The 14,890-nt window shown below is 74.5% G+C and carries 11 protein-coding genes and 1 pseudogene; 5 read left to right on the top strand and 7 right to left on the bottom strand.

Annotation, left to right across the window (positions count from 1 at the left end; translation table 11 throughout):
* Together I6A60_RS28795 and I6A60_RS28790 are read left to right on the top strand one after the other, a co-directional pair.
* A pseudogene (locus I6A60_RS28795) lies at positions 1–782 on the top strand (hypothetical protein); the annotation flags it as partial.
* A gap of 74 nt (positions 783–856) precedes the next feature.
* Positions 857–2,494 carry an AarF/ABC1/UbiB kinase family protein gene (locus I6A60_RS28790; RefSeq protein WP_203018329.1) on the top strand — a complete coding sequence of 546 codons (1,638 nt, stop codon included), beginning with the start codon at positions 857–859 and terminating at the stop codon, positions 2,492–2,494.
* Positions 2,495–2,513: 19 nt separating this feature from the next.
* Here I6A60_RS28790 and I6A60_RS28785 read toward each other — a convergent pair whose 3' ends face one another.
* The 4 genes from I6A60_RS28785 to I6A60_RS28770 all read right to left on the bottom strand — a co-directional run bounded on the left by I6A60_RS28785 (position 2,514) and on the right by I6A60_RS28770 (position 7,825).
* Entirely contained in the window at positions 2,514–4,142 is a 1,629-nt protein-coding gene (locus I6A60_RS28785; protein WP_203018336.1) for an alkaline phosphatase family protein, read from the bottom strand.
* Between the two features lie 319 nt (positions 4,143–4,461).
* On the bottom strand, positions 4,462–4,737 hold the full coding sequence (locus I6A60_RS28780) for a WhiB family transcriptional regulator (protein ID WP_307873912.1): 276 nt from the start codon (positions 4,735–4,737) through the stop codon (positions 4,462–4,464).
* A gap of 129 nt (positions 4,738–4,866) precedes the next feature.
* Positions 4,867–5,349, bottom strand: coding sequence for a hypothetical protein (locus I6A60_RS28775; protein ID WP_203018338.1), 483 nt, complete (start codon positions 5,347–5,349; stop codon positions 4,867–4,869).
* Positions 5,350–5,623: 274 nt separating this feature from the next.
* Positions 5,624–7,825, bottom strand: coding sequence for an ATP-dependent DNA helicase UvrD2 (locus I6A60_RS28770; RefSeq protein WP_238436450.1), 2,202 nt, complete (start codon positions 7,823–7,825; stop codon positions 5,624–5,626).
* 186 nt (positions 7,826–8,011) lie between these two features.
* Here I6A60_RS28770 and I6A60_RS28765 point away from each other — a divergent pair, with 186 nt between their 5' ends.
* A complete protein-coding gene (locus I6A60_RS28765; protein WP_013421963.1) occupies positions 8,012–8,251 on the top strand; it encodes a mycoredoxin in 240 nt (79 codons plus the stop codon).
* A gap of 188 nt (positions 8,252–8,439) precedes the next feature.
* Positions 8,440–9,738 (top strand): ANTAR domain-containing protein, encoded by a 1,299-nt coding sequence (locus tag I6A60_RS42105; RefSeq protein WP_238436458.1) that lies wholly within the window; start codon positions 8,440–8,442, stop codon positions 9,736–9,738.
* Between the two features lie 60 nt (positions 9,739–9,798).
* Here the strand turns inward: I6A60_RS42105 and I6A60_RS28755 are convergent, their stop codons facing one another.
* Both I6A60_RS28755 and I6A60_RS28750 read right to left on the bottom strand, forming a co-directional pair.
* Complete coding sequence (locus I6A60_RS28755; RefSeq protein ID WP_203025387.1) at positions 9,799–11,136, bottom strand: pitrilysin family protein; 1,338 nt, start codon at positions 11,134–11,136, stop codon at positions 9,799–9,801.
* A gap of 70 nt (positions 11,137–11,206) precedes the next feature.
* Positions 11,207–12,508 (bottom strand): pitrilysin family protein, encoded by a 1,302-nt coding sequence (locus I6A60_RS28750; protein ID WP_203025388.1) that lies wholly within the window; start codon positions 12,506–12,508, stop codon positions 11,207–11,209.
* 126 nt (positions 12,509–12,634) lie between these two features.
* On the opposite strand from I6A60_RS28750, the gene I6A60_RS28745 reads away from it, so the two are divergent.
* The gene (locus I6A60_RS28745) at positions 12,635–13,642 is read left to right on the top strand and encodes a nucleoside hydrolase (RefSeq protein ID WP_307873910.1); all 1,008 of its coding nucleotides are present in this window, start codon (positions 12,635–12,637) and stop codon (positions 13,640–13,642) included.
* Positions 13,643–13,679: 37 nt separating this feature from the next.
* Here the strand turns inward: I6A60_RS28745 and I6A60_RS28740 are convergent, their stop codons facing one another.
* Entirely contained in the window at positions 13,680–14,888 is a 1,209-nt protein-coding gene (locus I6A60_RS28740) for a helix-turn-helix domain-containing protein (protein ID WP_203025389.1), read from the bottom strand.
* Positions 14,889–14,890: the final 2 nt, after the last annotated feature.

The following is a 14,890-nucleotide window of genomic DNA, read 5'->3' as shown; positions in this document are numbered from 1 at the left end:
GTCCTCCAGGGCGATCCGCCCCGGTCGAGCACGTAGGCCCGGTCGGCGACCCGCAGTGCGAGCGAGACGTGCTGCTCGACGAGCAGCCCCCCCCCGCCCCGCTCGGCCGCGCCCCGGCGCCCCGCGGCCCGCCGCCGCGGCCCCCGCCGGCGCGGCCGGGGCCGCGCGCGGCCGCGACGATGGCCGCGCTCGCCCGGGTGGCCCGCCCGCCGGTGCCGACGAGGGCGGCGGCGCCCTTCCGACCGGACCTGCTCGTGCTCGCGCCGGTCGGACTACCCGTGCTGCGGCCGGACGAGTCGCTGGGGCTGGAACGCCGAGGGGTCCCGCATCTGCTGGCCGGCGTCCGGGAGACGACCGGCGTCGTCGGCCCCCTCGTCGTGCCGGGGCTGACGGCGTGCCTGCACTGCCAGCACCTGCACCGGTTCGCGGCCGACGCGGCCTGGCCGCTGCTCGCGCTCCAGTTGGCCCGGCGGGCCGAGCCGGGGCCGGACGCCTGTGAGGTGACACTTGCCACCCTGGTCGGCGCGCTCGCCGCCGCCCAGGCGCTCGCCTTCCTCGACGCCGGCCCGGCCAAAGCCGGGGGCCCTGCCGAGCCGGCGGGAGCGGCTCCAAGCCCCCATGAGGCCTTCGGCGGGCCAGTTCCGGCCACCGCCGGCGGCACATTGGAGATCGCCACCCCGGACTGGCGGATCCGGCGGCGCACCTGGCCCCTGCACCCGGACTGCCCCTGCAGGGCAGCGCGCAGCGCTACCGTGCCACCCGCCTCCGCGACCACCGAGTGACCAATCGCACTCGCCGGGATGACCGTTCCCGCCGAGCTCGCGCAGATTCGGCCGCCGGCAGCGACGATAGAGCAGTGTCCGACATACCGCGCCGCGCCGTGGTCCGCACCGCCCGGCTCGCCACCCTGCCCATCGGCTACGCCGGCCGGGCCACGCTCGGCGTCGGCCGCCGGCTTGGCGGCCGGCCGGCCGAGGCCGTGGCGACCGAGGTCCAGCGACGCACGGCCGAGCAGGTCTTCCGCGTGCTTGGCGAGCTCAAGGGCGGAGCGATGAAGCTCGGCCAGGCGCTGTCCGTCTTCGAGGCGGCCCTGCCCGACGAGGTCGCCGGCCCCTACCGAGCCGCGCTGACGAAGCTGCAGGAGGCGGCGCCGCCGCTGCCGGCGGCGACCATCCACAAGGTGCTGGCCGCCGAGCTCGGCCCGGACTGGCGCGCGCTGTTCCGCTCGTTCGACGACAGCCCGGTCGCCGCGGCCAGCATCGGCCAGGTGCACCAGGCCGTCTGGTCCGACGGACGCCACGTCGCCGTCAAGGTGCAGTACCCGGGGGCCGGCCCGGCGCTGCTGTCGGACCTCACCCAGCTCGGGCGGGTCGCCCGGCTGTTCGGTGTGCTCGCCCCCGGCCTGGACGTGAAGCCGCTGATCGAGGAGCTGCGCGCGCGCGTCGCCGAGGAGCTGGACTACCGGCTGGAGGCTCGCTGGCAGCAGGCCTTCGCCGAGGCCTTCCGGGGCGACCCCGACATTGTCATCCCGTGGCCGGTCGCGGCCGGCGACCACATCCTGGTGAGCGAGTGGCTCGACGGCACCCCGTTGGCCGATGTCATCGCCCATGGCGAACAGGACCGGCGTGACCGGGCCGGCGCACTGCTGTGCCGGTTCCTGTGGTCTGGCCCGGCGCGGGCCGGGCTGCTGCACGCCGACCCGCATCCGGGCAACTTCAGGCTGCTGGCCGACGGCCGGCTCGGCGTGCTGGACTTCGGCGCGGTCAAGCAGCTGCCGGACGGGATGCCCGAGGTGATCGGCCGGCTGACCAGGCTCGCTCTGGAGGCCCACCGCGCCGTCGCCGCCGCCGAGGATCGCGCCGATGGAGCGGCCCGCGCCGACTCCGGCTCCCCCGCCGGGACAGAGTCACCCACCGAGACAGAGTCACCCACCGACGACGAGACCTCCGCCGCGGTGCTCGACGGGCTGCGCCGCGAGGGCTTCATCCCGCCGAACGCGACCATCGACGCGCACGAGTTCCTCGCCAGCCTCGGCCCGCTGCTCGACGCCCTCACCGAGGAGGAGTTCACCTTCTCCAGGGCCTGGCTGCGCGAGCAGGCGATGCGGCTCGCCGACTGGCGCTCCCCGGCCGCCCAGGTCTCCCGTCAGCTCAACCTGCCGGCGTCGTACCTGCTGATCCACCGGGTCACGATGAGCGGGATCGGCCTGCTGTGCCAGCTGGAGGCGACGGCTGGGCTGCGGCCGGAGATGGAACGCTGGCAACCCGGTTTCGCGCCGCCGGGCTCGGCCAACGCCCGGCACGCGGCCCGGGCGAACCGGCCGGGCCGCAAGCTCCCCCTGGCGGCGCCGGGCGCGGTGGCGGGCGCCGAGGCGCCTGAGTCCGGCCCGTTGCTGTTCAGCCCGCCACGGCCCCGGCGGGCCAGCCGGACCGCCAAGGCGCCACGCCAGCGAGAGCCCGAGCCTCCCGAGACAGCCCGAGGCCGGGACGCCTGACGGCCGACAGGACGGCCCTTCAGCCCTCGGTCGAGCGGCGCGGCTCGGGCGGCAGCGGACCGCCCAGGTCCCCGAGGTAGAGGAAGCCGTAGCCCTCGTCCCGGAAGTCGATGCCGGCGGCGCGCAGGGCCTCGTCCCAGTCGCCGAGGCAGTTCGGCCGGGCCGCCTCGCTGCCGTGGTCGGCGGTCAGGACCACCGTGGTCTGCTCCGTCAGCCCGCGGGCCTCGACCAGGTCGAGGAAGGCTCCGAGGCGTCGGTCCGCGTCCAGCATCGACGCCCGCGACTGCGGCGAGTAGGGCCCGCCCCCGTGGTGGCCGGTGTCCGTCGCGGTGGTGTTCCACCAGGTGAAGGCGGGCGGCTCGCCGTTCGCCCACAGGTCCAGCATCTGCCGCAGTCCCAGCGCGTCGACCCGGCTCGACCAGGCGTAGTCCGAGTCCGCGGCGGTCCAGTCGTGGCTGGTGTGCGGGTCGCCGTCGTCGGCCGGCAGGTGGTCGGCGATGCCACCGGGTCCGTCGAGGCTCGCCATCGCGCGCACCAGCTCGAACGTCGAGTAGGTCGCGCCGCGGTCGATCGGCTCGTTCACGCAGGCGGTCATCACGCCGGGCCTGGCGGCCTCGATCGCCTCGAACACGGTCCGGACCCCAGGCCGCAGGTGGTCGCAGGCCTTGTGCCAGACCCGCACCTCGTTGGTGACGACCTGCTCGCCGACGGCCCGGTCGAAGTAGACGTTGTTCAGGATTCCGTGCCGGCCGGGACCGACGCCGGTCAGCGCAGAGGTGTGGTTGGTCAGCGTGACGCTGGGGAACTCGGCGATCGCGCCGCCGGTCAGCGCGCAGCCACGCCCGAGCAGCCGGGCGACGTTGGGCAGCTTGCCCTCGCGGACCAGCTCGAGAAGGTCGTTGCAGTTCGTGCCGTCCCAGAGCAGACCGACCACGTGCCGTGGCGGCGCGGCGGCCAGCTCCGCCTCCAGCAGCTCGGCGAGCGGCGTTCCCTCGACGTCCGGCATCGGGGCGCCGGCGAGCGCGGCGAGCGTCGGGGCCAGGTCGACGACCCGGGCGTGCCGGGCCAGCAGGCCGCGGGCCCGCACGCCGGCGCCGGACAGCAGCAGTGGGGCGCGTGACTGCCCGGCGTCCAGCGAGCCGTGCTCGCCGCGGTGGCCGCCCCGGTCGGGCCAGTAGTGGCCGGCGGTGTGGACGACGACGAGGTCTGGCGAGCGGGTCGGGTCGGCGAACACGGACAGCAGGCGCGGGCCGGCCAGCGGGTAGGAGTTGCGCTCGTTCGGCGGCGACGGGTCGGCGAGGGCCGAGGCGCGCGGGACGCCGTGCATCGGGTCCTGCCGCTCGACCGGGTTGCGACCGGCCAGCACCTGCCAGGCGCCATCGGGAGCCGTCACGGGCAGTCGCGCGGAACCGGCGGCGTTCGCCACGTTCAGCCAGCCGTCCGCCACCCAGGCGACCAGGTCGACGACGTGGGCCAGGCCGGGGGCCGTCAGCGTGGCGACGGCCGCCGCGCGCTCCGCACGCTCGGCGCGGTCCAAGCCGGCCGGGCTGGGCACGACGGCCGGGCTCGGCGCATCGGACGGGCTGGGCACGACGCTGGGCTGGACGGCACCGGTCCGGACGGCGTAGGTCCGCTCGCTGCTTGGCACGAGCGAAACACTACCGTTACCCACTGCACCAACAGGCGACCTGACCATCGCCCGCAAAGGGCGAGACATCGAACAACTGGTGCCACGCGAACCGTCCGTTTGTGGCACGTCCTCGCCGCGGCCATCGGGCGGCGATGAGGTCGAACCACCCGGCCCGGGCTCACCCGGTGACACGACTCAGGGCCGATCCGGCGGAGACGGCGCTGGCCGCCGGGCGCCCCGGACAGGGGTGGCCGACGGCCAGCTGGAGAAAGCCCGATCGGGCGGCTCGAAGGAAGTGGATCAGTAGGGATGGAGTCCGTAGGGATGGGGCTGGCACTCAGGCGGCAACCACCTTGCGGGGGCGGCCACGGGGGCGCTTGCGCGGGACCACCACTCCGGTGACCACGAGCTCACCGCCCCACACGCCCCACGGCTCGTGCCGGTCGAGCGCGGTCGACAGGCAGGCCAGCCGGACGGGGCAGTCGATGCAGATGGCCTTCGCGGTCTCGACATCCGTCGGGGACTCAGCGAAGAAGAGATCGGGATCAGCGTCCCAGCAGGGCAGCGAAATACGCTCCAGCTCGATCCGGGCCATGATCGAGGGGTCGAACACCGGTGTCACCTCCGACACGGGAATTTCTTCGGTGCGGTCAGAAGGGCAAAACACAAAGGCCGCGGTCCCCAGCTGGGGTCCGCGGCCTTGGGTTTCGGGCCTGGTGCCGGCGTTGGGCCGGCGATCCGTCTAGGACGGACCCCTGCTGCGTACGTTGCGTCGGAAGGACGCCTTGGCCTGGTCGATGTGGGCGGGCTTAGCCGTCTGGTGGGCGGCATACGTGTCCTGCGCGATGAGGGCTGCGCTCCCCCACAGGCGCGCTGCCCGAGCGATGGCCGGCATGGCCGCGAGCTCGCGGGCCGACACGGCGTCACGCTGGTCCTCGCCCGTCCACGCGTCCGCTGCCGGCAGGTCCGCCATCGCGGGGTGCATGAAGTCTTCGGCCGAGGTCTCAGCGGCGCCGACGGCCCACGGGCTGACCTCCAGGCCCGGCTCGTCCCGCCAACTGGCGAGCACGGAGTCGGAACCAGCGGTCAAGGCGAGCGGGGCGGACACCCGGTCGGCACCGAGCAGCCCAGTCGTGGGCCCGGTCAGCAGACCGCCCAGTCGCATGAGGGCTTCGCCGTCGTGGTCACAGCCGACGCCGGAGACAGCCATAGGCATGTTCAGCACGGGGCTTCTCCTTTCGCGTGGCCGGACCGCTTCCGCGGCCGACATCAGTCAGCTCTTCCTTCGACCCGGAGCCGGGACGCGCGCCGTGGACAACCGGTCCCAGCGCTCAGCGTCACCCGCTGCGGTGTTCACGGGTAACGGTAGGGGGCCACCCGCATCGCGACAACTTATTTTTCGAGTCGCGCGCCCGACACGACTCGCGATCAGACGTCGACATGGAATCTCGATGATCGACAATCCGCGAGCGAGTACCTGCGCGGCGTCACCAAGGTGCCTAGACCCCGGCTACCAGAGCGAGCACCTCGGCGCCGTAGCGGTCGAGCTTCACCTGGCCGATGCCGGGCAGGGCGACGAGGTCGGCGGGGCTGGCCGGCCGGCTCTCGGCGATCGCCTCCAGCGTCGCGTCGGTCAGGATGACGAACGCCGGCTGGCGCAGCTCCTCGGCCTTCGCCGCCCGCCAGGCCCGCAGCCGGTTCAGCAGCGCCCGGTCGACCCGGCTCGGGCAGGTCTCGCACCGGCCGGTGCGCGCCGCGGCACCGCTGAGCGCCTGCCCGCACACCCGGCAGCGCACCGCGGCCCTGACTCGGACCCGGGTGTCGCCACCACGTTCGCCGCGCTCGTCCCGAATGGCCCGGGCCGGCGTGGACCGCGTCCGGGTGGGGCGCAACCCGTCGAGGAACCGGGACCGCCGCCGGGGCCGGCCGCCCTCGGTCCGGGCCAGCGCCCACGACAGCGTCAGGTGCGCCCGGGCCCTGGTGATCCCGACGTAGAGCAGCCGGCGCTCCTCCTCGATCTCCTCGTCGCTCTGGGCGTGCACGAGCGGCACCATCCCGTCGGCCAGGCCGACCAGGAACACGGCGTCCCACTCGAGGCCCTTCGCCGCGTGCAGCGACGCCAGCGTGACGCCCTCGACGGTGGGCACGTGCTGGTGGGCCGCCCGGTCGGCGAGCTCGGCGACGAAGCGTTCCAGGCCGGCCTCGGGCTCGGTCGCGGCAAGAGCGACGGCGAGCCGGTGCAGCGCGGCCAGGTTCTCCCAGCGCTCCCGCTCGGCGCCGACGCTCGGCGCCGTCGCCCGCCAGCCGCCCGCGCGCAGCACGTCGGCGACGACGTCGGCGAGCCCGGCCGGGCGGTCGGCCTCGGCCGAGCGCACCGCGGCCCGCAGCAGCCGGATGGCGTCCCGGACCTCCGGCCGGTCGAAGAACCGATCTCCGCCCTTCACCAGGTACGGCAGGCCGGCGGCGCCGATGGCCTCTTCATAGGCCTCGGAAGCGGCGTTGATTCGGTAGAGCACGGCTATCTCGCTCGCCGGCACGCCGAGGGCGATCAGCGCCCCGATGCGGGCGACCACCGCCTTCGCCTCGGCCGCCTCGTCCGCGCACTCCAGCAGCGTCGGCTCGGGGCCCGGGGGGCGCATCGCGACCAGCGCAGGCCGTCGCGCGGGCACCTCGGCGAGCCCGCGGGGGGCGGCCTGAGCGCCGGGTCCGCCGGTCGGCGGCTGCGCGGTGCCGGCGCCGTCGAGCAGGGCGTTGGCGAGCGCGACCACCTGGGGCGTGGAGCGGTAGTCCCGAACCAGCGAGACGACCGTCGCTTCCGGATAGCGGCGCGGGAACTCGACCAGGTAGCGCGGCGAGGCGCCGCTGAACGAGTAGATGGTCTGGTTCGGGTCACCGACGACGCACAGGCTGTCCCGGTCGCCGAGCCAGGCGTCCAGCACCCGCTGCTGCAACGGGTTGACGTCCTGGTACTCGTCGACGACGAAGTGGCGGTACTGGGTGCGCAGCTCGTTGGCGACCCAGGAGTGCTCCTCGATGACGGCGGCGGTCAGCAGCAACAGGTCGTCGAAGTCGAGCACCCCCGCCGCGCGTTTCGCCTTCTCGTACCCGGCGTAGAGCCCAGCCACGGCGTCCGGCGGCCACACGGTGTCGCGGCCGGCCTTCTCGGCGGCGACCGGATAGTCCTCGGGCGTCACCAGGGTGGCCTTGGCCCACTCGACCTCGGTGGCGAGGTCGCGCAGCTCGGAGCGGTCCAGCCGACGACCGCCGGCCGCCTTCGCGATCAGGGGAATCCGGCTGTCGACGAGCGACGGAAGAGCGGTGCCGGCGACCTTGGGCCAGAAGTAGGACAGCTGGCGCAGCGCGGCGGCGTGGAAGGTCCTCGCCTGCACGCCCTCGACGTCCATGCCACGCAGCCGGGCCCGCAGCTCGCCGGCGGCCCGGGTGGTGAAGGTGACGGCGAGGACCTGGCCACCGGGCACGCCCTGGCCGGTCAGGTGCGCGATCCGGCGCGTGATGGTCCTGGTCTTGCCGGTGCCGGCGCCGGCGAGAATGCACACCGGCCCCACCGGGGCGAACACCGCCGCCCGCTGCTCCGGGTCCAGCCCCCAGCCGTCGGGCTCTCCCACCGCGCCGCCGTCGGCCGGCCTCGGCGCCGGGACCTGGGGGCTGGGGCGGGACGAGGCGGGCAGCTCACCGGACATGCGTTCACACGGTAGTCACCGCCGCCGACGGGAAGCTGCGGGCCCGCGAACGGGTTTGGCCTGACGGGCTGCCCGTTCCCGGGCGGTCAGGGCAGCGGGCCGCGGCGCCGGCCGGCCGAATAGCCGGCGGGCGGGGCAATGTGCGCGGCGTACGGTGTTGCCTTCGCGGACGGCGAGAGGACGACAGTGCTCACGATGTACAGCACCAGCTGGTGCGGCTACTGCAAGCGGCTAAAGCGGCAGCTGGACGACGCAGGCATCGGCTATCAGGTCATCGACATCGAGTCTGACCCGACGGCGGAGCAACTTGTCCGCGAAGCGAACAACGGCAACGCGACCGTACCCACAGTGGTCTTCCCGGATGGGACGGTGATGACGAATCCCTCCATCCGTCAGGTCACCGAGAAAGTCACTTCTGCCGCATAACGGATACGCAGAGCAACGAGAAATCGGCGCTCGACGCCCTCCGGACGCATACACGGCCGGCTCATGGGACGGTGTCCGTCACTGCCCGTGAAGTTTGTGGGAGAGTTCGGCCTGTGTCGTCACCACCCTCAGGACAGGCGCGCAGCACAGTGGACGCTGCAGCGCGGGCCGCGCAGGCCCTCCACCACATGGAGGCGACCGCGTTCGTGGAGATTTCCGCGACGACGGCCACCTACCTGCAGGTCGCTGGGACGCTGCCCGGCCTTGAACCGGGCACGCAGGTTCCACGCGCGGCGAGCCTGGTCGCCCGCGTCCTCGACGGTGCCCCGGCCATCGGCACCGGCGCCGCGGCCGAGGCGAGCCTGGTGGACACGGACGAGCACGAGCGTCTCGGGGTGCGCAGCCATGTCGTCGTCCCGGTGCTGACGGACGCGGGGGAGCTCGCCGGCCTTCTGGTCGGGCTGGACCGGGGTGGCGTCGACATCGCGCCCACCGCGCTGCCGCTGCTGCGCGGCATCGCCGACGGGCTGGGCGCGGCCTGGCCACCCGGTGCCGTCCCCGAGCCGGCCAGGACCGAGCCGGAAGCGCAAGCGTCGGAAGCGCCCACTGGCCTGGCCCCCGGCCCGTCGCCGACGCCGGCCGATCTGGCGCTCCCGGCTAGGACACCGCCGGCGGCGCCGACGCCGCCCGCGTCGACGGGACCGATGCCGATGCCACCCACCAGCACTACCCCAGCTCCGTCGCCCGGACCCGGGCGCGAGTCTCCCGTCGCGGTCCCACCGGGGGCCGCCGGCTCGCCACCCCCACCCGGCGCCGCCGGCTCGCCACCCGCGCCGACCGCCGTGGGCTCGCCGATGGCGGTTGGGGCGGGGCGGGCGCCTCGACCGGCCCCGCCGCCCAGGCCGGGACCCCGGCCGAGCCCGCCACCCCGAACGACGCCCGCCCGGCCCGCGCAGCCGCCGGCGGCACCGCCGGCCCCGGCGCCCGGGCCCGGCGCGGAGCTGCGGCTGCGGCGCTCCAGCGCGGGCTGGATCGTGGAGGGGCCGGGGACGGACGTCCGGCCGGTCGGGGACCTGATCTCCGCGATGGTGCTCGCCGACCTGCTGGCGGAGGACCTGAATCCGCCCGGTCGCCCGCGTCGCGCCGACCGCGAGCTCGGTGAGATCGAGAAGCTACGGCTGTCCGTGGTGCAGCTGGAGCACGCCCTCGCGTCCCGGGTCATCGTGGAACAGGCGATCGGTGTCCTGGCCGAACGTCACCACATCAAGCCGCGGGACGCCTTCGAGCGGCTGCGGCGCACGGCCCGCGGCATGGGACGGCGGGTCCACGACCTGGCCCGCCAGGTCGTGGACTCGGTCAGCGACCCGCGGATCACCCTGCCCGGCGAGCTGGGCGGCCGGCCGGGGCCCGGCTCCGCCGGCGGGCCCGGCCCAGGCGGCCCGACCCCGCGCCCGATGCCGCCACGGCCCACCCCGAGCCAGCACTGACCTCAGCCTTCCCCGCGGTCGCCCGCGGGGAAGGCCTGAGCGTCGGATGCCGGTGCTCGGTCAGCCGGCCGCGGTGACCGAGCCGAGGGCCGCGACCACGCTGGTGATCTTCTCGGCGTCACCTACGAGCACGGTGACCAGCTTCGTCGGCGCGAGCAGACCGGCGGAGACGGCGAGCACCTCCTCGGCGGTGACCTTCGTCAGCGCCGCCGGGTGGTCGCGAAGGTACTCGACCCCGATTCCGGCACCGGCGAGCCCGGACAGGGTCGAGGCGAGGCCGGCGGCCGTCGCGCTGCCGAGCGCCATCGTCCCGACCGAGTACTGCCGCGCCGCCTCGAGCTCGTCGGCAGACGGCGCGAGCACCGCCATCCGGCCGAGCTCGTAGAGGATCTCGACCATCGCCGGGCCGGTCACGTCGGTCGCCACGTCGGCGGCGACGGTGAACCGGGAGCCGGCGAGGTAGTGGTCGACGGAGCTGCGCGGCGAGTAGGTATAGCCCTTGTCCTCGCGGATGTTGTCCACCAGCCGGGAGCTGAAGTAGCCGCCGAAGATGGTGTTCGCCAGCCGTTGCGCCGGGTAGCCGGGCGCGGTGCGGTCGAGGGCGACACCCCCGAGCCGGATGTTGGTCTGCACCGCGCCGGGCCGGTTGACGATGATGATCGGGCCGGCGGCCAGCGTCGGCACGGTCGGCATCTTCTCGGGCTCGCCACCGGTCCAGCCGCCGAGCGCCGCGCCGACGGCGTCCAGCGCCGCCTCGGGCTCGACGTCGCCGACCAGCGTGAGGATCGCGCCACGCGGCGAGATCCGGGTGGCGTGCAGGTCCCGGACCGCGCCGACCTCGACGCCGGCGAGCACCGTGGGCCCGACGATCGCGGTGCCGTAGGGGTGCCCGGGGAACATCCGGCCGAGCAACGCCTCCCGGGCGATCACGGCCGGCTGGCTGAGCGCCATCGTGGCGTCCTCGACCACCCGGTCGCGCTCGCCGACGAACTCGTCGTCCGGGTAGGTCGGCGCCGTGAGCACCTCGGCGAGGATGCCCAGCAGCGGGTTCAGGTTCGTCGCCAGCGCCGAGCCGACGATCGCCAGCCGGTCGGCGTCGACGCCGACCGACAGGGCACCGCCCAGTGCCTGCACGGCGGTGGCGATCTCGACCCGGTCCCGCCCGGCCGTTCCAGTGAAGATCGTCTCGGTGAGCAGCTCGGCGCGGGCGGCGTGGTCGGCGCCCAAGCCGGCGAACGGGACCCGCAGCCGCAGCTCGACCAGCGGCACGCTGGTGCGCGCGACCACCAGGACCCGCAGCCCGTTGGGCAGCGTCCGCTCCACCACCGTCGGCAGCTCGGCCGGCAGCGTCGGGCGGACGGCCGGGATGACGCTCGGCCGCTCGGTCGTCGTCGTCATCGGCTTCCCCGCCCTGTCGTCATGGCCCCCGCCGTCGGCTGGTCCGCGCCCTGGCCGCGCTGGTGGCCCGTCACGCCGTCGCTCCCGCCTGCAGCTCCAGCACCGAACGACCCTGCGCGCGCAAGCCGGCGGCCGCCGCGGCGACCGCGTCCGCGGTCACCTCCGACAGCAGGGCTGGCAGCTCGTTGAGCGTCTCCGGGCGACCGCGGTGCAGCTCGAACGCACCGAAGGCCAGCGCCCGGCCGAGCGCGTCGTCGGCCTCCCGGAGCAGGCCGGAGGCCACCCTGGCCCGCACCCGCTCCAGCTCGCCGGCGTCGAGCCCGTCGGTGGCGATCTTGTCGAGCTCCTCGTCGATCGAGCCCAGAATGGTGTCGGCCGAGGACTCCGCGGGGTGGCGGGCCTCGATCGTCAGCAGCAGCGGGTCACGCTGGTCGAACGGGTCGCCGAAGGTGCCGACGTAGCTGCTGATCCCGATGACGGACCGGTCGTGCTGCACCAGGCGGCGCTCCAGCCGGCTGGCGTCGCCGCTGGTCAGCACGTCGGTGAGCAGGTAGTGGGCGAGGAAGGCCGTGAGGTCGGCGTCCGGGTCCGGCGTCCGGTAGCCGATCGCGAGCGCCGGCCGGGGCGCGAGCTTGTCGACGAACTGGCTGCGCCGTTCCTCGGCCCGGACCGGCTCGGTGAAGCTGCGCCGCTCGGGGACCGCGCGGGCCGCGATGTCGCCGAAGTACCGCTCGACGAGCTTCGCCACCTCGGCGACCGCGAAGTCACCGGCGACGGTGAGGACGGCGTTGCCCGGTGCGTAGAACTTGTCGAAGAAGTCCTCGGCGTCGTCGAGGCTGGACGCCTCAAGCTCGCTGAAGTCGCCGTAACCGTTGTGCGCGTTGGGGAAAGTGTCGAACGCGACCGGCGGCAGGCTGATCCACGGGAAGCCGCCATAAGGGCGATTCATCACGTTTACCCGGATTTCTTCCTGAACGACCGCGATCTGGTTGTCCAGGTTCTCTCGGGTGATCTTCGGAGCGCGCATCCGGTCGGCTTCGAGGAACAGCGCCAGTTCGAGAGCGCCGGCCGGAAGCAGCTCGTAGTAGTCCGTGTGGTCCGGGTGCGTCGAACCGTTGAAAATGCCGCCGGCCGCCTGCACGTACTTCGGATGCTCGGCCTTCCCGACATGCTCGCTGCCCTGGAACATCATGTGTTCGAACAGGTGCGCGAAGCCGGTGCGGCCCTCGGGCTCCGACCGGAAACCGACGTCGTAGTGGACCGCGACCGCGACCACCGGCGCCGTCGAGTCCGGAGCGAGCACGACCCGTAGGCCGTTGTCGAGCCGGGACTTCTCCAACGGATACGCGGGCGAGGGCAAGGAAGAGGTCATCGTGGCTGACGCCGTCGGGCCGGTGCCGGTACGTGAGGACACATCTGGCCACGCTACTGCGCCGAGGGGGTCCGGAGGCACCGGTTGATGGCCTGCGGTGTGGCCCCGCCAGACTCAGGACGGGCTGTGGGAGAGGTGAGCTGGATGCGGCTGGTCATCGACAGTGACGGTGGGATCGACGACGCCGCGGCGATCGTGTGGCTGTGCGGGCGGCCGGACGTCGAGATCGCCGCCGTCACGGCCGTCGGCGGGAACGTCGAGGTACGGCAGGCCGCCCGCAATCTGCGGATCATCCTTGAGGCGGCCGGCCGGCCGGACGTGCCGGTCCACATCGGCGCAGACCCGACCGACCCGGCGCCACGCGTCCCCCGGCCAACCTTCATCCACGGCGAGGACGGGCTGGGCGATGTCGGCCTCCCCGACCCCCGGCGCGGGGCCGACGCGGACACCCCGGCCGTCGAGGTGCTGGTCCGGGAGATGCGTCGAGGCGCGTCGGTGCTGACGCTGGGACCGATGACGAACCTCGCCGCGGCCGTCCGGGCCGACGCGGGGGCCGCCCGGTCGAGCCGGTTGACGCTGATGGGCGGCAGCACTCGCGCGGAGGGCAACGCCCGGCCGAGCGCCGAGGCCAACGTCGCGAACGACCCGCTGGCCGCGGCGGCCTCGTTGACCGCCGAGTGGGCGGCGCCGCCCGTGATGGTCGGCCTCAACGTCACCCATCAGGCGACGTTGCGCGAGGTGGAGTTCGGCTCGCTCGCCCGTCGGCAGACCGCGGCGGCCGCCTTCCTCTACGGCCCGCTGTCGTTCTATCGCCGCAACGCCGGCACGCTGTGCGCCGAAGGCGAGACGCCGTGCCACGACCTGCTGGCCGCGATGGCGGCCGTCCGGCCCGACGTCCTCGGCGTGGAGGTGCTGCCCGTCGAGGTCGACACCGGCGGCAGCGCGGCCTGGGGCCAGACCGTCGTCGACCTGCGCCAGCTGGCCTGGCGCCGGGTCTCGCCGCCGCCACGTCCGACGCCCGCCGGGAGCGGGCCCGACGGCAACGCAGGGGGCGTCGGCGCTCCGGTCGCGGTCGGCCTGACGGTCGACGTCGACTACTTCCGCGCGGCCATCCGCCAGCTCGCGGGCGAGTAGGCCCGGCCGACGTCCCGCCCGCGGACCCGGCGCGAGGTCACTCCTCGTCCCCGGCGGCGGCCTTCGCCGCGCCGGCCCGCAGCACCAGCTCCAGCTCGAAGCGGGCGTCCGGGTCGTCGAGAGCGTCGCCGAACAGCTCGCGCAACTGCAGGACGCGGTACCGGACGGTCTGCGGATGGATGTGCAGGCGCTGGGCGATCAGCCCACGCTGGCCCTGCAGCGCGAGCCAGTGCAGCAGGGTGACGGCCAGCCGGCGCCGGCTGCGCTCCGGCAGGCGATCCAGCGGCGCGAGCCGCCTGCGGGTCAGGTCGGCGAGCAGGTCCGGGTCGCGGCTCAACAGCAGCACGGCCAGGTGGTCGTCGGTGAAGAGCGGGCCGTCGCGCGGATCGGCGGGAAGCAGCCCATCCGTGCGCGCGGCGTGGGCGCAGCGAACCCGTTCGGCGCTCACCGCCGCGTGCGCCCAGGCAACCGTCGGACCGACCACGGCCGCCTGGCCGGCGAGCTGGCCGGCGAGCCGCGGCCCGCGCACGTCATCGCCGGCGACGAACAGCCACAGGTCGGCCCCGTGTGTCGTGCTCGGGCAGCCGGTCGGCAGGCCGAGCTGCCGGCCGCCGCCCGACCCGGCCCGCGCGGGGATCAGCACCGCCGCGACGGTCTCCGGCAGGCGCAGCGAGCCGGCCTGGGCGACGTCCTCGACGGTCGCCGGGTCCGCGCCGGACAGCAGCAGATCGCCGATCCGGTCCCACAGCCGGTCCCGGGCGCCGGCATCCGCCGACTGGGCCAGCGCGTAGCCCTCGGCCGACGCGGCGCAGACGCTGTCGATGTAGCCGAACAGCGTCTCGCCCAGGGACACCAGGCCGACGGCGTCCAGCCCGCCGCGCAGCCGGGCCGCCTCGGCGAACCGCCGCCAGGCGACCCTGGTGCCGATCCGGTAGGCGGCGAGGAGGTTGTCCAGCGACCGGCCGGAGTGGAACTCGCCGTGCCCGAGCCGAACGTAGATCTCCCGGCTGGCCGCCACATCCGCCGCGTCACCCGGCCCGCCGTCGACGATCGACAGGAACCGGCGCAGCGCCTCGGCGACCCCGGCCCGCACCCCCAGCCCGAACCGCCCCTCCAGCGGCCGGGCATAGGCCGGCACCTCGGCGGCGATCGCGCCGATGATGTCCTCACCCACCGAGGCCAGTTCCGAGCTCAGCAGGGTTCCCAGACCGACCGGAAACTGTCCTGGCGGAACAGCTGCATCCACAC

It is taken from the genome of Frankia sp. AgB1.9, assembly GCF_016786355.1.
Lineage (GTDB): Bacteria > Actinomycetota > Actinomycetes > Frankiales > Frankiaceae > Pseudofrankia.
The sequence above is the reverse complement of the archived record's forward strand: the minus strand, read 5'-3'. Positions and strand labels throughout refer to the sequence as shown.